At 40.2% G+C, this 22225-nt stretch carries 17 protein-coding genes and 1 pseudogene; 12 read left to right on the top strand and 6 right to left on the bottom strand.

What is annotated here, in order from left to right:
- Positions 1-140 precede the first annotated feature (140 nt).
- The 7 genes and pseudogenes from benA to EGT34_RS17915 all read left to right on the top strand — a co-directional run bounded on the left by benA (position 141) and on the right by EGT34_RS17915 (position 8299).
- On the top strand, positions 141-1523 hold the full coding sequence (benA, locus tag EGT34_RS17945) for a benzoate 1,2-dioxygenase large subunit (protein WP_001137402.1): 1383 nt from the start codon (positions 141-143) through the stop codon (positions 1521-1523).
- Positions 1520-2039: pseudogene (gene benB / locus EGT34_RS17940) on the top strand (benzoate 1,2-dioxygenase small subunit). The gene benA and the pseudogene benB overlap by 4 nt, the downstream one beginning before the upstream one ends.
- A gap of 52 nt (positions 2040-2091) precedes the next feature.
- Positions 2092-3108: a benzoate 1,2-dioxygenase electron transfer component BenC gene (gene benC / locus EGT34_RS17935; protein WP_000064951.1), complete on the top strand. Its 1017-nt coding sequence runs from the start codon at positions 2092-2094 to the stop codon at positions 3106-3108.
- A gap of 21 nt (positions 3109-3129) precedes the next feature.
- Positions 3130-3915, top strand: a complete 786-nt coding sequence (locus EGT34_RS17930) for a 1,6-dihydroxycyclohexa-2,4-diene-1-carboxylate dehydrogenase (protein ID WP_000071238.1) — start codon at positions 3130-3132, stop codon at positions 3913-3915.
- Between the two features lie 57 nt (positions 3916-3972).
- Positions 3973-5166, top strand: a complete 1194-nt coding sequence (gene benE / locus EGT34_RS17925; RefSeq protein ID WP_000212305.1) for a benzoate/H(+) symporter BenE — start codon at positions 3973-3975, stop codon at positions 5164-5166.
- 467 nt (positions 5167-5633) lie between these two features.
- On the top strand, positions 5634-6992 hold the full coding sequence (locus EGT34_RS17920; RefSeq protein ID WP_000381296.1) for an aromatic acid/H+ symport family MFS transporter: 1359 nt from the start codon (positions 5634-5636) through the stop codon (positions 6990-6992).
- Between the two features lie 44 nt (positions 6993-7036).
- Positions 7037-8299: an OprD family outer membrane porin gene (locus EGT34_RS17915; RefSeq protein ID WP_000397480.1), complete on the top strand. Its 1263-nt coding sequence runs from the start codon at positions 7037-7039 to the stop codon at positions 8297-8299.
- Positions 8300-8399: 100 nt separating this feature from the next.
- On the opposite strand, the gene EGT34_RS17910 is transcribed toward EGT34_RS17915, so the two are convergent.
- Positions 8400-9506 (bottom strand): beta-ketoacyl-ACP synthase III, encoded by a 1107-nt coding sequence (locus EGT34_RS17910; RefSeq protein WP_000512830.1) that lies wholly within the window; start codon positions 9504-9506, stop codon positions 8400-8402.
- A gap of 94 nt (positions 9507-9600) precedes the next feature.
- Positions 9601-13458 carry an ATP-dependent RNA helicase HrpA gene (gene hrpA / locus EGT34_RS17905; protein ID WP_024437422.1) on the bottom strand — a complete coding sequence of 1286 codons (3858 nt, stop codon included), beginning with the start codon at positions 13456-13458 and terminating at the stop codon, positions 9601-9603.
- A gap of 352 nt (positions 13459-13810) precedes the next feature.
- Between hrpA and ahpC the strand changes: the two genes are divergently transcribed.
- Together ahpC and EGT34_RS17895 are read left to right on the top strand one after the other, a co-directional pair.
- A complete protein-coding gene (gene ahpC / locus EGT34_RS17900; protein WP_000052794.1) occupies positions 13811-14374 on the top strand; it encodes an alkyl hydroperoxide reductase subunit C in 564 nt (187 codons plus the stop codon).
- A gap of 192 nt (positions 14375-14566) precedes the next feature.
- The gene (locus EGT34_RS17895; protein WP_000024050.1) at positions 14567-14782 is read left to right on the top strand and encodes a KTSC domain-containing protein; all 216 of its coding nucleotides are present in this window, start codon (positions 14567-14569) and stop codon (positions 14780-14782) included.
- 64 nt (positions 14783-14846) lie between these two features.
- Here EGT34_RS17895 and EGT34_RS17890 read toward each other — a convergent pair whose 3' ends face one another.
- Together EGT34_RS17890 and EGT34_RS17885 are read right to left on the bottom strand one after the other, a co-directional pair.
- The gene (locus tag EGT34_RS17890; RefSeq protein ID WP_001133993.1) at positions 14847-15434 is read right to left on the bottom strand and encodes an O-methyltransferase; all 588 of its coding nucleotides are present in this window, start codon (positions 15432-15434) and stop codon (positions 14847-14849) included.
- A 36-nt stretch (positions 15435-15470) separates the two neighbouring features.
- The gene (locus EGT34_RS17885) at positions 15471-15689 is read right to left on the bottom strand and encodes a DUF1653 domain-containing protein (protein WP_000058246.1); all 219 of its coding nucleotides are present in this window, start codon (positions 15687-15689) and stop codon (positions 15471-15473) included.
- 262 nt (positions 15690-15951) lie between these two features.
- On the opposite strand from EGT34_RS17885, the gene ahpF reads away from it, so the two are divergent.
- Both ahpF and EGT34_RS17875 read left to right on the top strand, forming a co-directional pair.
- Positions 15952-17517 (top strand): alkyl hydroperoxide reductase subunit F, encoded by a 1566-nt coding sequence (gene ahpF, locus EGT34_RS17880; RefSeq protein WP_000886807.1) that lies wholly within the window; start codon positions 15952-15954, stop codon positions 17515-17517.
- Positions 17518-17690: 173 nt separating this feature from the next.
- Positions 17691-18035 (top strand): hypothetical protein, encoded by a 345-nt coding sequence (locus EGT34_RS17875; RefSeq protein WP_001037895.1) that lies wholly within the window; start codon positions 17691-17693, stop codon positions 18033-18035.
- A 64-nt stretch (positions 18036-18099) separates the two neighbouring features.
- Here the strand turns inward: EGT34_RS17875 and EGT34_RS17870 are convergent, their stop codons facing one another.
- Together EGT34_RS17870 and EGT34_RS17865 are read right to left on the bottom strand one after the other, a co-directional pair.
- Positions 18100-18711: a glutathione binding-like protein gene (locus EGT34_RS17870; protein ID WP_000781340.1), complete on the bottom strand. Its 612-nt coding sequence runs from the start codon at positions 18709-18711 to the stop codon at positions 18100-18102.
- Between the two features lie 207 nt (positions 18712-18918).
- Positions 18919-21357 (bottom strand): ExeM/NucH family extracellular endonuclease, encoded by a 2439-nt coding sequence (locus EGT34_RS17865; protein WP_000847242.1) that lies wholly within the window; start codon positions 21355-21357, stop codon positions 18919-18921.
- A gap of 145 nt (positions 21358-21502) precedes the next feature.
- Between EGT34_RS17865 and trmB the strand changes: the two genes are divergently transcribed.
- Positions 21503-22219, top strand: a complete 717-nt coding sequence (gene trmB / locus EGT34_RS17860) for a tRNA (guanosine(46)-N7)-methyltransferase TrmB (protein WP_000020859.1) — start codon at positions 21503-21505, stop codon at positions 22217-22219.
- Positions 22220-22225: the final 6 nt, after the last annotated feature.

Raw genomic sequence — 22225 nt, 5'->3', positions numbered from 1 at the left:
CATTCGATCTATCTTTATCCATTCGCGGTTAAACACCCGACGCGTTTATACGCTTCATTGACATATTAGGATATCAAGACCTTTTAAATCGTAGCGAAGGTCTTGATGACTTCCACCCTTTGGAAAGTCGGAGAACGGACATGCCACGTATTCCTGTAATCAATACCAGCCATCTTGACCGTATTGATGAATTACTTGTAGACAATATCGATACAGGTGAATTTAAACTTCACCGCTCAGTTTTTACTGATGAAGCCTTATTTGACCTCGAAATGAAATACATCTTCGAAGGTAACTGGGTTTACTTGGCACACGAAAGCCAAATTCCAAATAATAATGACTACTACACGACTTATATTGGTCGTCAGCCGATTATCATTGCCCGTAACCGTAACGGTGAACTTAATGCCATGATCAATGCGTGTTCACACCGCGGAGCACAACTTTGCCGTTACAAGCGTGGTAACAAAGCAACGTATACTTGCCCTTTCCACGGCTGGACTTTTAATAACTCAGGTAAATTGCTCAAAGTAAAAGACCCAACTGACGCAGGTTACTCTGACTGCTTTAACCAAGACGGCTCACACGACCTTAAAAAGGTAGCTCGTTTTGAGAGCTACAAAGGCTTCTTATTTGGTAGCTTAAATCCCGATGTTCCTTCGCTTGAAGAATTTTTGGGTGAAACCACCAAAATCATCGACATGATTGTTGACCAGTCTGAACATGGTTTGGAAGTTTTACGTGGTTCATCTACCTATACCTACGAAGGCAACTGGAAACTAACTGCTGAAAATGGCGCCGATGGTTATCACGTTTCTGCTGTTCACTGGAATTACGCAGCAACAACTCAACACCGTAAAGAAACTCAAGCTGCCGATAACATTCGTGCCATGAGTGCAGGTTCTTGGGGTAAACAAGGCGGTGGCTCGTATGGCTTTGAAAATGGTCACATGTTGCTGTGGACACAATGGGCAAACCCAGAAGACCGTCCTAACTTCCCAAAAGCAGACGAATACACCGAAAAATACGGTGAAGCGATGTCGAAATGGATGATTGAGCGTTCACGTAATCTTTGTCTGTATCCAAACGTTTATTTGATGGATCAATTCGGTTCACAAATTCGTGTACTTCGTCCACTTTCGGTCAATCGAACTGAAGTCACTATTTACTGTATCGCGCCTAAAGGTGAAACACCTGAAGCTCGTGCACGTCGTATCCGTCAATATGAGGATTTCTTTAATGCTTCAGGCATGGCAACACCAGACGATTTAGAAGAGTTCCGCGCTTGTCAGGCAGGCTACGCAGGTATTGCCCTTGAATGGAATGACATGTGCCGTGGTTCAAAACACTGGATTTATGGACCGGACGATGCAGCAAACGAGATTGGTTTAAAACCCATGTTAAGTGGGATTAAAACTGAAGATGAAGGCCTGTATCTGGCCCAGCATCAATATTGGTTAAAGACCATGAAACACGCGATTGCATCAGAGAAAGAAATTGCTGATCAGGGAGAAACAGCATGAGTACTCAAGACAAAGCAACTTTAGAAAATATTGCTCAGTTTCTTTATCGTGAAGCTCGCTTTTTAGATGATGAACAATGGGATGACTGGCTTGAATGCTATGCGCCAGAAGCGTCTTTCTGGATGCCAGCTTGGGATGACGACGACAAATTAACTGAAGATCCTCAATCTGAAATTTCACTTATTTATTATCCAGACCGTCAAGGTTTAGAAGATCGAGTGTTCCGTATCAAAACCGAACGCTCATCTGCAACCATGCCGGACACACGCACAAGCCACAATATTGCCAACGTTGAAGTTCTCGATCGCGACGGAGACAAAGTTACTGTTCGCTTTAACTGGAATACCTTGAGTTTCCGTTACAAGACAAATTACAGCTATTTCGGTATGTCACGTTATGTGATCGATTTTTCAGGTGATCAACCAAAAATCTTGAGCAAGTATGTCGTTTTGAAAAATGACTATATCAATCAAGTCATTGATATCTACCACCTTTAAGACATACCCACTCAGCTAAACGGACTGTTGGCTGAGGGTAAAAGTTTCAAATATTTTGTAGGATACATGCCATGTCAAACCACAATGTTGCACTTCAATTTGAAGATGGTGTTACACGTTTCATTAGTGTAGCTCAAGGCGAAACCCTATCTGACGCAGCCTATCGCCAAAAAATTAATATTCCTTTGGATTGCCGTGACGGTGCATGTGGAACCTGCCGCGCATTTTGCGAGTCAGGTCATTATGACATGCCAGAAGAAAGCTATATTGAAGATGCATTAACACCAGAAGAAGCTGAGCAAGGCTATATTCTTGCTTGCCAATGTCGACCAACTTCAGACGCCGTATTCCAGATTCAAGCGTCGTCAGATGTTTGCAAAACAGAAATTCATAGCTTTCAAGGTACATTAGCCCGCGTTGAAAACTTATCAGACTCAACCATCACATTTGATATTCAACTTGATGATGGCCAACCGGATATTTATTTCCTTGCAGGTCAGTATGTGAATGTTGCAATTCCAGAAACTGGCGAAACACGTTCATATTCATTTAGCTCAAAACCGGGCAACCGCTTAACGGGCTTTGTGGTACGTAACGTACCGAATGGCAAAATGAGTGAATTCTTAAGCAAGAATGCCAAAGCTGGTGACAAAATGACTTTTACTGGTCCATTCGGTAGCTTCTATTTACGTAATGTAGTACGTCCAGTGCTTATGCTGGCAGGCGGTACTGGCATTGCCCCATTTATGTCGATGTTACAAGTGCTTGAAGAAAAAGGTTCAGAACAGCCTGTTCGTTTAGTCTTTGGTGTAACCAATGACTTTGATTTGGTTGCTCTAGAAAAACTCAATGAGTTGCAGGCGAAATTCCCATGGTTTGAATACTGCACTGTAGTTGCAAGCCCTGAGAGTAACCATGAACGCAAAGGCTATGTAACGGGTCATATTGAAAGTGAATGGTTAAACGGTGGCGACGTCGATGTTTATCTATGTGGCCCAGTACCGATGGTAGAGGCTGTACGTGGTTGGTTAGAAACTGAAAATATCAAACCAGCAAACTTCTTGTTTGAAAAATTCTCTGCAAACTAACTTAAGGTGGAGAAATTATCTATGTCAAACCGTCAAAGATTTACGGATAAAGTCGTAATTGTTACGGGTAGTGCCCAAGGTATTGGTCGCGGCGTGGCATTACAAGTCGCGGCTGAGGGCGGACAAGTCATCATGGCTGACCGCTCTGAATATGTTCAAGAGGTTCTCACAGAAATTCAGCGTACAGGTGGTGATGCTGTCACGGTTAATGCTGACCTAGAAACCTATGCAGGTGCACAAGCGGTTGTTGCAAAAGCCATCGAACATTATGGTCGGGTAGATATCCTGATTAATAACGTAGGCGGCGCGATCTGGATGAAACCTTTTGAAGAGTTTTCCGAAGAAGAGATCATTAAGGAAGTCAATCGCTCATTGTTTCCAACTTTATGGTGTTGCCGCGCTGTGCTACCCGCCATGATTAAGCAACAAGCGGGCGTTATTGTAAATGTATCTTCCATTGCAACCCGTGGCATTAACCGTATTCCCTACTCCGCATCTAAAGGTGGGGTAAATGCCCTAACAGCGTCTCTTGCTTTTGAACATGCTAAAGACGGGATTCGAGTTAATGCTGTTGCGACTGGTGGAACCGAAGCGCCACCTCGCAAAGTACCACGCAATGCCAACTCGTTAAGTCAAAATGAAAAAGACTGGATGCAACAAGTAGTTGATCAAACAAAAGATCGAACATTTATGGGCCGTTATGGCACAATTCTAGAACAAGTCAATGCAATTTTATTTCTTGCATCAGACGAAGCATCGTATATAACGGGGTCGGTCATTCCGGTCGGAGGTGGAGATCAGGGTTAACCCTGATCTTTTTATATATTTGGATAAATAACATGATTTGCATGGAGGCAATCAGACATGGCAACCCTGTTCAAGACATTAAAAAATGACTGGTCCATATCAGCAACAGTTGCGGGCTTTCTTGCAGTTTTAATTTCTTACTCAGGCCCACTGATTATTTTTTTCCAAGCTGCTCAGCGTGCCCATGTATCCACAGATATGATGGTGTCATGGATTTGGGGAATTTCAATTGGCGCTGCCGTTTCAGGTATTTATCTTTCGATTAAATATAAGACTCCTGTGATTACCGCGTGGTCTGCACCGGGTACTGCCCTGTTAGTTACCCTATTTCCAAACATCTCATTGAATGAAGCAGTAGCCGCCTATATTACTTCTGCCATCGTTATTTTCTTAATTGGCATTACAGGTTATTTCGACAAATTACTGAAGTGGATTCCACAAGATGTTGCTGCGGGCATGATGGCAGGTATTCTTTTTCAGTTTGGTATTAGCCTATTTACCGCATCTGATAGCATGCCTTTGATTGTCTTTAGTATGCTCATTGTCTTTTTAATTGCCAAACGTTTAATGCCTCGCTACACCATGATTTGGGTGTTAGCTGCTGGAGTTTTATTAAGCCTCATTTTAGGCAAAATGAATCCGGTTGATGTGAGTTTTAATTTAGCAATCCCCCAGTGGATTAGCCCGGAATGGACTTGGAACTCAACACTCAACCTCGCCGTTCCTCTTATTTTAGTCAGTCTAACTGGCCAATTTTTACCGGGTATGGCGATTATGAAACTTAGCGGTTATGACACGCCAGCCAAACCCATTATTACGGCTACCAGTATTGCCTCGTTAGCCGTTGCCTGTATCGGTGGTATTACCATTGTACTTGCCTCGATTACCGCGGCTTTATGTATGGGTAAAGATGCACATGAACTTAAAGAAAAACGATATATTGCAGGAATCGCCAACGGAATTTTTTATATTTTAGGAGGCTTATTTGCTGGCAGTATTGTCATGCTATTTAGCTTACTTCCTAAAGAGTTGGTGGCAGCACTGGCAGGTTTAGCCTTGCTTGGTGCAATTGCTACCAATATTTCTGTTGCCATGAAAAATGATGGTCAACGTGATGCTGCACTTATTACCTTTTTAGCTAGCGCATCAGGTATGCATTTTCTTGGATTAAGCTCAGTTTTCTGGGGTATTTGTATTGGCGTAATCGCCCATTTCATTCTTACCCCACGCTCGACTCCAGCCACAAATTAAATTTTTATCTAAGTGCCCACCACTAAAATAAAGCTTCAAACGCCAAATCAGGATACAAATAATTCGCTATCCGTGATTTGGCAATTTTTTATTTAATATAAATTAAATTTCATTTTAAGATGAGTTTCTAAAATAATTGACTTTAATATTTTTTATTTATTTCCACTTTAATTCCTAATATAAATTTAGCTATATTTCTAGCTGTGATTCTCAGCAATAAAATCTATAAAAAGATATCTATAAAATCCTTAAAATTCTCACAATACAATATTCAACCCTATTTTAAACATAACAAAATCAACAACCAAAATTATTAAAATAAATTATAATTTTCAACATCTTAACCCAATAAAAAGACAATACCTTAAAGACATAAAGATATATCAATTAGGTTTTTGACTCTATTCCAATAACAAAATAGTTTATTAAAAAATAACGCGATGCTTCACAAATTGGAGGTGAAGAAAATGGACACAAGCAAGGTTAATATTAATGAGTTAATTGATAAAGCCCGTTTTACATCTTTTCATTGGAAAGTTTTAATCTGGTGCTTACTTATTATTATTTTTGATGGATATGATTTAGTTATTTATGGGGTTGCTCTTCCTCTGTTAATGCAGCAATGGTCGTTAACTGCTGTTGAAGCTGGTTTACTCGCCAGTGCCGCTCTATTCGGCATGATGTTTGGTGCCATGATTTTCGGCACACTTTCAGACAAACTGGGACGCAAAAAAACCATCCTGATTTGTGTCACCTTATTTAGCGGATTTACCTTTATAGGTGCCTTTGCCAAAGGACCAACAGAGTTTGCTATTTTGCGCTTTATTGCAGGGCTTGGGATTGGCGGTGTCATGCCAAACGTTGTGGCACTTATGACCGAATACGCACCAAAAAAAAACCGCAGTACATTAGTTGCAATTATGTTTAGTGGCTATGCAATTGGTGGCATGACATCTGCTCTACTCGGTGCATGGCTCGTAAAAGATATGGGCTGGCAAATCATGTTTTTAATTGCGGGTATTCCCCTGTTGCTGCTCCCGCTCATTTGGAAGTTTTTACCAGAGTCTCTCGCCTTTTTAGTGAAATCTAACCATAGCGAACAGGCAAAAAGTATTGTGAGTAAAATTGCACCTCAAACTCAAGTCAATGCCAATACTCAACTAGTGTTAAATGAAAGCACCACAACAGATGCACCTGTCCGTGCACTTTTCCAACAAGGCCGTACTTTCAGCACATTTATGTTCTGGATTGCTTTCTTTATGTGCTTACTTATGGTGTATGCCTTAGGAAGCTGGTTACCTAAACTCATGCTGCAAGCGGGCTATTCGTTAGGTGCGAGCATGTTGTTCCTCTTTGCACTTAATATTGGCGGCATGGTCGGTGCAATTGGTGGCGGTGCTTTAGCAGACAGATTTCATTTAAAACCTGTTATTACAATCATGTTTATTGTGGGATCAGCAGCTTTAATTCTGCTTGGTATTAATAGTCCACAATTTATTTTATATAGCCTAATTGCGATTGCTGGTGCAGCCACCATTGGTTCGCAAATCTTACTCTACACGTTTGTTGCACAGTTCTATCCGACAGCACTTCGTTCAACCGGCATGGGCTGGGCATCCGGCATTGGCCGTATTGGCGCGATTATTGGACCAGTTTTAACAGGAGCCCTACTCACACTTGAGCTTCCTCACCAAATGAATTTCTTAGCTATTGCAATTCCAGGTGTGATTGCTGCACTTGCAATATTTATGGTCAATCTCAAAGCCTCTGTTGCCGCACAAACGCCATCAACGTTTAACCCTCAAAACACGCTTACCCAGCAGTAAAAATACATGCGCCGAGGACTGGCGCATCTTTTTGGAAATGGATTATGGAATTCGTACACCGTTTTAAACCATGTAATTTAGCAATAACCACATTATTCGGTTTATTAACTAGCTCAAGTTTATGGGCAGCAGACACCACTCAACAAAGCGAAGATGAATGGAAGTTCACTTTAAAAAATGCCTATATCAACCGCGATTTTGACAATGATGCACTCAAAGACACAGGCAGTTGGTCTCAGGCAGCCTCATTATTTTATAAGTCGAAAATGCATGACACTCCGTTAATCATAGCAGACAAGCCTATTACCATTGGAGCTGATGCTTCCGTTCAATACGCCGTACGTTTGAGTTCAGACAAACATGTTGCGGACACGGTCTTACCTTTTAATAAGGAAACCCAATCTCAAGTATCTGACTTTTTAAAATACGGCGCAACTTTAAAACTAGGCTACGACAAAACCCTTTTAAGTGTGGGTGAACTCTGGTTGGATTTACCTGTAACAGCTGTGGATGCCAGCCGACAATTGCTTGCCTCTTATTGGGGAACCAATCTTAAGTCACAACTTTCAGATCAGCTTTATGCTGAAATTGGACGAGTTGAAAAAGTGTCGCCACGCAATGAAGAGGACTTTAAAAAGTTTTCCTTTACGGCAAATGGAATGACCAAAGAATCCGATGGCTTAAATTATATTGACCTACGTTATCAATTTACGCCGTCACTCAAGGGTGAATATTACTTTGGTAATTTAGAAGACCTCTACAATAAACACTATGTAGGGCTTGAGCATAATTGGAAACAACCTAATTTTGCCCTCACCTCTAAGTTTAAATACTTCAATGCAAAAGATGATGGCAATACTTTTGATATTGATGCGCAAAACATCGGGGTGCTAGAAACACTTAAAATAAAAAATCATACCTTCGGTTTGGGGTACCAGCAGATTATTGGTGAGTCGGCTTATCCATTACCGGATGGTTTTTTACCAGAAACCTATTTCATTAACTGGAATGCCACTGGCTTCTTTAAAGAAGATGAGAAGTCTTATCATGTGATGTACGGCTACGACTTTAAAGACTATGTGCCTGGCCTAAATGCAATGGTGAAATATGTTTACGGTCATGACTTTAAAGCAGCCAATGGCGAGAAAAACCACGAAACCGAGTCAAATGTGATTTTAAACTACGCGTTTCAACAGCCTTTCTTAAAAGGCTTTGCCCTGCAATATATTCGAATTGATTACAACGTAAAACATGGCAATGACTTTGGTGAAGATCGCTTGTTTGTAAACTACACTAAAAAGTTTTAATCATTTTTGATTCAAATGAAGCGGGCTAATTTTGGCTCGCTTTATTATTTTTGTGCCATAAAAAAACGCTCTTACGAGCGTTTTTAATTAATCTAGTAACTTAAGCAACATGCTTTTGTACAACAATCGAACCTACTGAATAGCCAGCGCCAAAAGATGAAATCACGCCATATTCGCCATCATCCACTTCGTGGCCTGTACGGTGTAAAGCAATAATTACACCTGCTGAAGAGGTATTGGCAAACTCATCTAGAATAATTGGTGCACGGCTTAGATCTGCATCTTTACCTGCCACATATTTCAAGATTAATTCATTCATGTTGGCATTGGCTTGGTGTAACCAGAAACGCTTAATATCGTTTGCAGTTAACTGCATTTTTTCCAACTGCGCATTAATGATTTTTGCCACCAACGGACAAACATCTTTAAATACTTTGCGGCCATCTTGACGGAATAACTTGTCATCAACCACTGCATCTTCGCTACGATTTAAGAAACCGAAGTTATTGCGAATGTTGTTTGAAAATTGGGTAAATAAATGAATATCTAAAATTTCAAAACCAGTTTTAGTAGTGGTTTCTTCAATAATAGAAGCGGTCGCCACATCACCAAAAATGAAGTGGCAATCACGGTTACGGTAGTCTAAGTGACCAGATGTAATCTCAACATTCACTAATAAAACACGGCGAGCGCCTGAATGAATTGCATCTGCCGCTTGTTTCAAACCAAAAGTAGCAGCTGAACACGCAACGTTCATGTCATATGCATAACCTTGAATACCAAGTGCCGACTGGATTTCAATTGCCACAGCCGGATAAGCACGCTGCATGTTTGAACAAGCCAAAATCACAACATCGATATCTTCAGCAGTTACACCTGCATTTTCCATTGCCTGTTTTGCAGCAATAACGCCCCACTCTGCTTGAATTGAAAGTTCATCATTTGAACGTTCAGACAAACGCGGACGTAAACGTGTTGGATCAAGAATACCCGATTTTTCAATCACGTAACGGCGCTTAATACCAGAAGCTTTTTCAATAAATTCAGCACTTGAACCACGTAATTCTTCTAGTTCGCCTGCTGCAATTTTCTCTGCATTCTCTTGGTTATATTGTTCCACATAAGCATTTAAACTGTCGGCCAGTTCTTCATTAGAAATGATTTCTGTTGGGTGAAATAGCCCAGTACCTGTGATACGAATGCCCATGTAAAACTCCTAAAAAAATGAATAGGGTCTGTTAATCTTTCATTTATAAATTGCGTTGCCAGCTAAAAACAACATAAACAGACCCCGATCTATTTTAACTGATTCCCAAACGATCCCATAACTTTTGTAGTCGAGTTGGCGAAATAGGCATCTTGGTTTTCATCGGCTGAGAAAATAAAGAAATACGTAATTCTTCCAGCATCAAGTACAATTCTTTGATTCTTGGATCATTTTTGAACTTAAATACCTTGTCCATCCATGGATCGACATCGTCAATAGCAGCATGATCTCGCTGTAGATTATTTGGCAATCGATCTAAACGCAATAGCAGCGCTTTTAAATAACGTGGATATTCCTGCCAAAGATCAACTGGCTGACAATAGACAAAATTGCCAAGTGACATTAAATCTAGCTGATCTTCAATATCATCGATACTGCGTCCAAATACGTCCGGATCAAGTACTAAAAGTTGACGACGGATTTGTTGCCACTGAATATAAATATCACTTAATTGCTCAAGTGCTTGCTGCCCATAGCTCAAAAATTGTTTTTTGACCTGTTCTAGCAGCTTATTAAATTCATCAGCATTGATTGGCAAAGTCGTAATTGCCATTTGTAAAGTCGCGTATACCAGCATTTGCTCAAGTTTAGCTTTATCGCCTAAAGGTGAATAAGCCAACGCAAGAGGTTTCGAAATCTGCTTTTTCAACTGGCGAACCAAATCGCCAAGTTGCATATGGACCAGACGAATAATACCTTCTCGATGCTGTTTAATCGCCTCTGCCTGATCGTTAAATGTTTGTATAACCACGCCAGACTCATCTTTCGCCTCAAGTTCGGCAAAAGTTTTAGTTGGCACTAAAGCTTGATATTGTTTAACAACAACACCTGTCACCTTCTGTGAAGCTTCAAAGGTAAAGTTTTCAGGGAAGGTTTTAAATTCACCTTTTTGCTGTTTCACCGGACGATGCGTTTCTACGCGACAACGAGCCTTCAACTCAGCCAAGTCACGGCCTTTGGCGATCAATTTACCTTTTTCATCAATCACCTTAATAAAAGGCACCAAATACGGATCTATGCGTTCAAATGAAAAATCTTTTTCCGTAATCTGCTCACCACGTAAAGCAAACGCCAGATAGCTAAAGATATGTTGTCGCAAATGTACAGCATCAATACCTTGCATTAGCTTACGCGCCGTATCTGGAATTGGTACGAGGTTACGACGTTTATCTTTTGGTAAGGCTTTCAATAAGGCTTCAATGAGATCTAAACGCCAGCCTGGAATCCCCCACGACCAAATATTTTCATCTACCTGTGGCAATGCCTGTACCGGAATTTGGACCGTTGCGCCATCTTCATCATGACTTGGGTCAAAGCGATAAGTAGTTGCCAAGCGTAACTGACCATTATGTAAATGATCAGGGAATTGCTGCGTGGTCGGACGGTCATTGAGCCAAAGCGCATCATCTTCCACGTATAAATAACGCGGATTTTTTGCTTCTACGGTTGCACGCCAGTCTTCAAAACTACGACGACTCGCAATTTCTTCAGGAATTTTCGACGCATAGAACTGATAAATCGTTTCTTCATCAACCACCAAATCGCGGCGACGTAATTTATCTTCAACTCGCTCTACTTCTTCAAGTTTAAGCAAGTTATGTTTTAAAAATGGTGGAACTGTACCCAGATTTCCTGTGGTTAATGCATCACGTAAGAAAATCTCATGTGCAGCAGGTTGGTCAACTTTCTCAAAATTAACCAAACGCTTCGGTTCAATAATTAAACCAAACAATGAAATTTGTGCATAAGCATTTACAATACCGGCTTTTTTAGACCAATGCGGCTCGAAATAGTGATATTTCAATAAGTCGCGTGCAGCAAGCAAAATCCATTCAGGATCAATTTTTGCTAATGTACGTAAATAGACCTGAGAGGTTTCCACCATCTCAAAAGCCATCACCCACGCAGTATTGGTTTTATGCAAAGTACTGGCCGGAAAAACTTTAGCCTTTTGCTGACGCACTGCCATAAAGGTATTACGTTCATCAGTTTTATTGGCAATGAACGATAATAAACCGGTCAGCAACGCACGGTGCAAGTTTTCATAATTTGCAGGCTTTTCATTAAAACTAAGTTTTAAACCTTCGGCCAGCTCAACCAGCTGCTGGTGTGTCTGTTTCCATTCACGTAACCGTAACCAGCTTAAGAAATGCTGCTTAGCAAATTGACGACGCTTGTTTTCCGACATTCCTGCTTCGCCTTTAGGATTTAAAGTATCCCAAAGTTTTAAATAAAACAGAAAATCTGAATCTGCTTCGCGAAACAATGCATGCTTTTGATCAGCTTGCATCTGTTTATCTGCTGGACGTTCACGCGGGTCTTGAACAGCAAGTGCACTGACCACCACCAAAATTTCTTTGAGTACACCAAAATGAGCCCCACCCACAATCATACGTGCAAGTCTTGGATCAATCGGCATACGTGCCATCATTTGGCCGACTTTAGTCAGTTCGTTTTTCTTCTCGTTCAGCGCCCCTAACTCAATGAGCAACTTACGACCATCATTGACTAGACGGAAATCTGGCGGCTCAATGAAATCAAAGTTTTCCAGCTCACCTAAACCTAAGCTCTGCATTTGCAGAATAACCGATGCCAAGTTAGTTCGCTTAATTTCAGGTTCGGTAAACTCAGGACGACTTAAAAAGTCTTCTTCGCTATATAAACGAATACATACACCTGGAGCAACACGACCACAGCGCCCTTTACGTTGATTTGCTGCAGCTTGTGAAATTGCCTCAATCGGTAAGCGTTGCACGCGTGAACGGTAGTTATAACGAGATATACGTGCAAAGCCGCTATCAATCACGTAGCGAATATTAGGAACAGTCAGTGCAGTTTCTGCAACGTTCGTCGCAATAATAATACGGCGGCCCTTTCCACTTGGGCTAAAAATCTTTTGTTGCTCAGAAACGGCTAAACGCGCATACAAAGGTAAAATTTCGGTATGTCTCGGCCCGTACTTTTGTAAGGTTTCCTGCAATTCTCGAATTTCTTGCTCTGTACTTGAGAAAATCAGAATATCTGCATGTTCTGGATGGCCTTTTTCCTCGGCATCAGCAAAGCATTCTTCTACAGCTTGTACGACTGCACGCGGCAGGTTTTCTTCAAAGTCGTCGAATTCATCGTCATCACTACCACCAATATTCATTTCTGAAATTGGGCGATAACGCACTTCAACCGGATAACTACGCCCTTCTACTTCAAAAATTGGTGCATTATTAAAGTAGTTACTAAAACGATTTACATCTAAAGTTGCCGAAGTCACGATGACTTTTAAATCTGGGCGTTTTGGCAGTAACTGCTTTAAATAGCCCATAATAAAATCGATATTGAGTGAGCGCTCGTGCGCCTCATCAATAATGATGGTGTCATATTTAGACAAGAAGCGGTCATTGCCTAACTCGGCAAGCAAAATACCGTCGGTCATTAACCGGACAATCGAATCTTGCGAACCTTGTTCATTAAAACGGATTTTAAAACCAATCGATTCGCCGAGCTTTTCGCCGACTTCTTCTGCAATACGCTGCGACACACTACGTGCAGCTAAACGACGTGGCTGGGTATGACCAATCATACCAGTCAAGCCACGCCCTGCTAACATTGCAATTTGAGGGAGCTGAGTAGTTTTCCCTGAACCTGTTTCACCAGCCACAATAATGACCTGATGCTTTTGAATCGCTTCAATTAAACGGTCAGCATATTGGGTTACAGGAAGATCCTGATTTAATTTGATTTTTGGTAAGCGCTCAAAACGCTGTCTAACTTTTGCATTAGACTGTTCAAATAATTTTTCAATCTCTGCAGTATTAGCTTTTTTATCTTTACGTAAACGATTTAAACGGTAACGATCTCTTGCCATCACCCATTGATCTATATTTAAACCATTCAGCACAGATAAATTTTCCTGAAAATTCAACAATCCTCTATTTTACGCCTTAATGACCATAAGGTAAAACAATTGGTTTTTTATATATTTTTAATTTTTTTACATTTCACCCTTGAATTTTTAGTATGTAAGCTTCATGTTGTTAGGCAAGTTTCTTTTACTATAACTGTCATTTGATTTACATGTTTTTGCAGTCAAATCGAATACAGTATTTGGGGACTTTAAAATCGAAAATTTCATACTTATTCAATTTTCCGATTTTAGTCATGTAAAAATACTATTTCCCCAATAAAGAATTTTTATTTATTCTACATCTCGTAAACAAGTTTAAATATAAACCTCAATCATGGAGACAATGATGAGCTTGATTAATACTGAAGTTAAACCTTTCCAAGCAACTGCTTACCACAACGGCCAATTCATCGAAGTGAACGAAACTAACCTTAAAGGTAAGTGGTCTGTTGTATTCTTCTATCCTGCTGACTTCACTTTCGTATGTCCTACTGAGCTTGAAGACTTAGCTGATAACTACGCTGAATTCCAAAAATTAGGCGTGGAAATCTACGGTGTTTCTACTGACACTCACTTCACTCACAAAGCTTGGCACGACACTTCAGACGCGATCAAGAAAATCCAATACCCATTAATCGGCGATCCAACTTGGACTCTTTCTAAAAACTTTGACGTTTTAATCGAGTCTGAAGGTTTAGCTGACCGTGGTACTTTCGTTATCGATCCAGAAGGTAAAATCCAAATCGTTGAAATCAACGCTGGCGGTATCGGTCGTGACGCATCTGAACTTCTTCGTAAAGTAAAAGCTGCTCAATACGTACACTCTCACCCAGGTGAAGTTTGCCCAGCTAAATGGAAAGAAGGCGAAGCAACTCTTGCTCCATCTATCGACCTAGTTGGTAAAATCTAATCTCTCTTAGATTTTAAAAACCTAAAGAACCATCCTTTATCGGATGGTTCTTTTGTTTTGAATAAGCACATCACATTTTCTACTGATACTTTTACAATTCTGCCCTTCCCCGTTACCTAAACATTGAGTAATGTCAAATAAACAACTGGTTAATTTTTGAGTACGTTTGATATGAAATAAAGGGGTGCATTTATGGCGAATACAGCGGTCGTCACTTCATGGAAATACAATGCGACATCGCGTCATTTAAAAATCTTTTATAGCGATGGCTCAGGAGATCTTTATCATCCTGTTCCTGAGTTTGTTTATGACAACTTATTACGCTCAACCGATAAAGCCGCTTTTGTACACAAATACTTAGAATTTAATTTGCACTTTACCCGACTCTCTTTGGTGATTGCCTCATAAAATTATAAAAAAGGCCTGTTCAAAACAGGCCCCAACTGGAATATGAAAAATTATTTCAGCATAACTATTTTGTGACCACTAAACACAAACCTGCGCCGACAGGCAAAATGCTACTCATGTAATCCGGATCTTTTTTAATTAAGGCTATAAATCGATTTACTTCTGCCGCATGGGATATCACATTATCGACAACTAAAACCCCACCTTTAGGCTTCATTAGGCGTTTTAAATCTGGCCAATAATTTTCATATGCATCGCGTTCAGCATCTAACAAAATAAAATCAAATTTTTCCTGAGCTGCTTTTAAGTAATCGGCTGCATCTCCTACCCAAAATTGAACAATTTCACTGAGCTCTAACTCAGCTACATGACGTTTTGCCTCTGCACTTCGCTTTGCATCAATTTCAACTGTAATGACTTGCCCACCAGTCGCTTGGGCAGCTTCGGCAAGCCACAAAGTTGAATAGCCTGTTGAAGTGCCAATTTCCAAAATAGACTTGGCTTGCTGCATACGAATAAGCTGGGAAATTAGCTGAGCAGATTCTACTTCTATATTACGATATCGTTGTAAACGATCGGATTGCTGTGAGTCATGCTGTTTAAAGGTGTCATATAAATCAGCAACTCTTTGTAAGAAAATAGTATTTGGCATCTATTTTACTCCTTCTTTATATGACAGCCATTTTATTTAAGTACTTTGTATTAATTTAAAACGCGGTACGACGCTACCATCACTCATTTGCACGGTTTCAGTAAACATATCAAGTGGTCGAACCCAAGTTGAATAATCACCATATAAACATTGATAAACAACCAATTCCTCTTCAGTTTCACTGTGTTTTGCTACAGAAAAAACTTGATAGAGATTACCTTTATAATGCTGATAAATGCCGCGTTGCAATGACATGAAAGTACCTTTTAATGTTATGACATAAAATCTTTACAGCCATATAACATATATAAAGTTTCAAACACTTTCACTTTAAAATACTGCAAAACTAAAAATGAAATTAAGATGCTCTTTCTGTACTTTCTTAACTTACGCGTTGTTGCAAACCAACATTCAAAAAAACGATTAAATTCATAAAAACATACTGTTTTACCCATTCATTGTTTTAACGTACTATGCATCTATTGAAAGAATTTGGATGCATTGGAGTAAAAAACAGATGTTAGATCAAAACATTAAAACTCAATTAAAAGCTTACCTAGAACGTTTAGAAAGTCCAATCGAATTAGTTGCTGCTTTAGATGAATCAGATAAAGCTGCTCAAATTAAAGAATTAGTAACTGAAATTGCTGAGCTTTCTGACAAGGTAACAGCCCGTTTTGACGGTAACAATACACGTCGTCCAAGCTTTGGTGTGGCTAAAGCAGGTGAACAGCCTCGTGTGTTCTTTGCAGGCTTACCAATGGGCCATGAGTTTACCTCTTTGATCTTGGCTCTGTTACAAGTGTCTGGCTATGCACCTAAAGTGTCGGATGAAGTGCTTAACCAGATTAAAGGCTTAAACCTCAAAGCTAACTTTGATGTGTTTGTATCGCTTAGCTGTCATAACTGTCCGGACGTGGTACAGGCACTTAACCTGATTGCCATTTATAACCCGAACACCACGGCAACCATGATTGATGGTGCATTCTTCCAAGACGAAGTGGAACAACGCAAAATCATGGCTGTACCGATGGTCTTCCAGGACAATGAACACATTGGTCAAGGTCGTATGACGCTTGAAGAGATTGTGGCAAAACTTGATACCAATTCAGCTGAAAAAGACGCAGCAGCACTCAATGCCAAAGATGCGTTTGATGTATTGGTGATTGGTGGTGGACCTGCGGGTGCAACAGCTGCAATCTATGCGGCACGTAAAGGCATTAACACAGGTATCGTGGCTGAACGCTTTGGTGGTCAGGTCATGGACACCATGGACATTGAAAACTTCACTTCTGTGCAAAAGACCCAAGGTCCTAAGTTTGCTGCCGAGATGGAAGCACATGTTCGTGAATACGATGTGGATATCATGAACCTGCAACGTGTCAGCAAAATCACTGGTGCAGACCAAACAGCAAATGGCTTGGTTGAAGTTGAACTTGAAAACGGTGCAAAACTTGAATCGAAAACTGTGATCCTTTCAACAGGTGCACGTTGGAGAGAAATGAATGTACCGGGTGAAGCTGAATACCGTACCCGTGGTGTAGCGTACTGTCCACACTGTGATGGTCCATTGTTCAAAGGCAAACGTGTTGCCGTGATTGGGGGCGGTAACTCAGGTGTTGAAGCGGCGATTGACCTTGCAGGTATTGTTGAGCATGTAACTTTAGTTGAGTTTGACACTAAACTTCGTGCTGACCAAGTCTTGCAAAACAAGTTAAACAGCTTGCCAAACACCACTGTGATTATGAATGCATTAAGTACGGAAGTATTGGGTGACGGTTCACAAGTAACCGGTCTTAAATATAAAGACCGTGCGACTGATGAAGAGCATGTGGTAGAGCTTGCAGGGATCTTTGTACAGATTGGTTTACTTCCAAACACTGACTTCTTAAAAGACAGTGAAGTTGAGCTAACCAACCGTGGCGAGATCATTGTTAATGACCGCAACGAAACCAATGTAAAAGGTGTATTTGCTGCAGGTGACTGTACCACTGTACCTTACAAGCAGATCATTATTGCTACAGGTGAAGGCGCTAAAGCATCACTCTCTGCGTTTGATTACATTATTCGTTCTGGGCAATAAAACTGGTCAAATCACTATCATTTGGTTCAAGCCTAGCATTACAAAATGCTAGGCTTTTTTAATACGAGAGTTACAACTTTTTAACAATTTTTGATCTTTATTAATCAGTTACTTTATGTTTATATTTTAGACATCCATAATTTTGGATGCCATGAATTAGAAGGAAAAACACAATGAATAAATTACTTGTTGCTTTAGGTCTTGCTGCGACTGTTGCCCTTGTTGGTTGTAATAAAGATAAAGCTCCAGAAACTGGTGCTACTACAGGTGAACACTTAGAAAATGCTGCTCAACAAGCAACAGCAGATATCAAATCTGCTGGTGATCAAGCTGCGAGCGATATTGCAACTGCAACAGACAACGCTTCAGCTAAAATTGATGCTGCTGCTGACCACGCTGCTGATGCGACTGCTAAAGCTGCAGCTGAAACAGAAGCTACTGCACGTAAAGCGACTGCTGATACAGCTCAAGCTGTTGAAAATGCAGCTGCTGATGTGAAAAAAGATGCTCAACACTAATTAGCTATAGCATTAAAAAAGCCCCTATCACTTAGGGGCTTTTTTAATGCTTTTTGAAAATTGCTTATGAAATTAAACCTTCATCACGCATTGCAATTTGTACAGATTGACGTTCTGCAACTTTATTACGTAGCGCAATAATATGTTTATACGGCGTTAAATCATGCTCAATTGAGTTTGACCAATTTGTTAAAACAAATAAATACGCATCTGCTGGACCAAAATTATCATTTACCAAATAGTCATAATCCGACTCAGCCAAATAATTATCGATATATTTTAAAAGACGGTCGATTTCAGCATAAGCTTTGGTCTTTTCATCGGTTGTTAACGGCGCCCCAAAAAATACCGCGTATGCATCATGCAATTCAGAATTTAAATAGCCCAACCATTCCAATACTTTCGCACGGCCTAAGCCCGAAGGAGGAATCAAATCTTGTTTAGGGTCGTGCTGAGCAAGGAAAGGTAAAATCGCTACGTTTTCAGTTAAAATTAAACCCGGATTAATTTCTAAAGCTGGTACATATCCCTTTGGGTTAATTTCATAATAATCTGCACCTTTTTCTGTTTTATGTGTTTTTAAATTTACTCGTTCTAAATCAAAATCAACATTAATTTCATTTAAAATAATATGTGCAGCTAAAGAACATGCGCCTGGCGAATAATATAATTTCATATCTGATCCTTGTTATCTCACATTAACGTTTTAAATTGGTTCTAAAAAACCTGCAAGGTTTGTACAATTCCTTAATTGTAAAAAAGCGTAAATTTATAAATTACTTACACTACCTAATATTCTTGAAAAAGTTTTCCCTTGCAAGTTGTCTTGCGTGACGATTGTTTAAAATATGATAAAACACATTCACATCACGCATTTTTATCGTTAACTACGTTTAAAAAGCTGGCTAATCCATTCCATTAATTGAGATAAGAAATCGAAAATTGGACTTTTCTGGTTATCATTTGGCTGATTCGAGTCTTTGCCATTTAAATCTAGATCGACAATCACCGGGTCATGGTCCGAAGAACGATAGGCATCTTCACCATAGAACAAAGCTTTTTGCTCATCAGTTTTATATTCTTCGTTGTAATCTAGAACCGTCGGCTCGTCAGCATTAATATGCCAAGCAAAAGTACGAACTACTTTTGGATATAAATCTGCATCAGCAATAGCATGATCCAAATTACCCGCTCCACCATTACCATTTGCATCACTTGCCCCACCAAAAACATAACTGTACGCCTGAGCGCCTTGCCCAACTTTAGCGTCATTGAGTAAGACTTTATAATTGGCTTTTTCAAATGCCAAAATCGGTGCCTCTTTTGCATAACTATTCATGTCTCCAACGAGTAAAGCATTTTGCTTAGGCACTTGCGTCGGATTTTTTGCGAGCCACTGCACAATTTGATCAACTGCTTTTACACGGGTTGGATTCCAGCATCCCTGACCATCATTTTGATCTGCATCAGAAGAGTTGGCATCTACTCCACTACATCCTTTTGATTTCAAATGGTTTGGAATAACGGTAAATGTTTTATTACCACGGATAGCTTGGAACGTTTGAGCTAAGGTCGTTCTGTTTTTCTCACCTAAATCAAGCACAACAGCTTTATTTAAAGGCTTCACACGCTTGCTGTTATAAATAATCGCTACAGCAATAACATCGGTACCTAAACGATCCAGATTTTCAGGAATAACATATTTCCAGTCTGGACCTAGTGCACTCGTTAAATGAGCAATCGCGCTGTTTGGGCCATAGCCATTGTTGGCAATTTCCATTAAACCGTAAACGTCAGCATCAATCGATTTGAGTGCACTCACAATTTTACGGTGCTGTTTATCAAACTCTGCTTGTGTGTTTGCACCACGCTCTGTTGGGAAACCTGTTGCACCATTGTCATAGTTCAAGACATTAAATGAAGCTACACGAATATGATTGGCATTTTTCGCAATAACATTTTGACGAGAGTTGGTTTGAGCAATAACTTCTGGTTGCGTACGTCCAAGCACTGGTTGTACGCGCCAACCGTTAAAACGATATTCTAAAATCCCTTCGACATTTTTAAGCTGGTAGCCTGAACGCAATGTATTGGCAGCACTAAAATTTGTAGGTAACCATGGTGTACGGTTTTGATTGTTATAACCATCATCAAAAATAATTTTAGATAATAAATTTTTCTGAGCTAGAGCTTTAGCTTCAGGAGATAGCGCTGGATATAAATTGGTTGGAATATATAAGCGACCTAAACTTAACGATAACTCACCATAACGACCATAATTATAATTCTCACTCACCGTTAAAGTCTGAGGCAATTTCACCAACATGCCTTGATAACGCTGCGGAGAATGAGTTGAACCGCCTGTTAAACTCGAAAATGGTAGTTCAAGGCTAATGGGTTGAACCTGATTTGCCATATTGCTATTACAGGTTTGAATATCTTGTTGTAATTGGTCAATCTGTAGCTGATTTTGATAGCTGGTTAAACGACCACGTAAAATAACCTCATCACCAATTTGTCCACCTTTCACCGCACTACTATTCGGAATATAAACAAAAATAGCATTGCTCACATTTGCACGTGCTTTCGTATCAGGTGTTTGAACATAAAAACCTGAGAAACCATTTGCGTAACGATAGTCGGCAGTAATTACCCCACGCACGGTATAAGTCTGGTTTTGTGCTGATGTTGCTAAATCGGCAATTGGTGTATCTGAGCTTGAACAGCTGACCGTTTCAATAGGAGGCTGAGTAGTAGTACCTGATAGATTTGTAAAATCATTTCGGTTTGCCCATGCTGTCCATGAATGGTCCAAATCAAATGCCGCTGTCGGATCAATACTCAAAGCTGGATTTTCAGTTTCAATACGTTTAAAGCTATTTCCCAAGCTTGAAACAGCAGTTCCCCATCCTGCCTCAGGTCGCTCCCCAATACGGCCAAAACGATCTACAGGTGTGCCTTTATAAACAAGCACAACTGCATCATCCCCATTAAAAGATAATGCAGCCACTTGATTTACTTTATTGCCAAGTTCTGTCTGTAATTCTGAACGCCCCACCAAAAATTTTTGTTTACTTGCAAGCGTACCTTGTAAACGGAAGGTAGCTGTTTTCGCAGTTCCACCATTATTAAATTGTTGAATTTCATAATCAGCCAAGTTAACGGTAGTACCATCCGGGTTATAAATTTCTAACCCTTTTTTATTACTGCTACCATCAACATACTGGCTAAACATGAGCTGTGCCTGAGCAACAGAACTATATGAAAATGCACCTAATGCACTTAAAAAAACCGAAAGTGTTTTTAATTGAAAAGTTTTCATGAGTAAAAATGTTCATGTGAGTTTTAATTAGCCTCTTAGCTTAAATATTGATCATGACATCTACATGAAGAAAAACACCGAAACATTTGACTTGACCACCTGAAGACTTAAAATACCGCATTTGAATTTCAATATTGCCAAGGTTATGTCGATCGATCAGTTAGAAACGCAAATTGCAGAATTGGACAATTTGCCTGAACACCGTGAAATTGTGACGTTTATGCGTCGTTCAGCCCCACTCAATACGTCTCAACGCACGGCTTTAGAACAACATCGCGATTTAATTTTGGAATATCCCGTGGGTGACTTACGTCAGCACTTTGAGCATCCGGAGCGCCCTTTAACAGTTGAAATCGGTTTCGGTATGGGCCGTTCTTTAGTGCTTATGGCTAAAGCGAACCCTGAACGCAACTATGTGGGTATTGAAGTCCATGTACCAGGCATTGCTCAATGTGTCTATGAAGCAGGTATGGCAGAGCTTAAAAATTTACGTGTACTCGATGCTGACGCAATTCAAGTACTACGTGAAATGCCTGACAACAGTATCAACTGCGTACAACTTTACTTCCCGGACCCTTGGCAAAAGAAACGTCATTTCAAACGCCGCTTCGTTATTCATGAACGTATGCAATTGGTTGAACAAAAACTTGAACTTGGTGGTACATTCCACGCTGCAACAGACTGGGAACCGTATGCTGAGTGGATGTTAGATGTTTTAGACAACCGTCCAAACCTTGAAAACTTGGCTGGTAAAGGCAACAGCTATCCTCGACCAGACTGGCGCCCAGTAACTAAGTTTGAACGTCGTGGTATTGAGTCAGGTCATAAGATTAATGACTTCATCTTTAAGAAGATTAAGTAAGAAACA

The sequence above is a fragment of the Acinetobacter sp. FDAARGOS_558 genome, assembly GCF_003937785.1.
GTDB classification, from domain to species: domain Bacteria; phylum Pseudomonadota; class Gammaproteobacteria; order Pseudomonadales; family Moraxellaceae; genus Acinetobacter; species Acinetobacter baumannii.
This window is presented reverse-complemented; position numbering and strand designations above follow the sequence as displayed.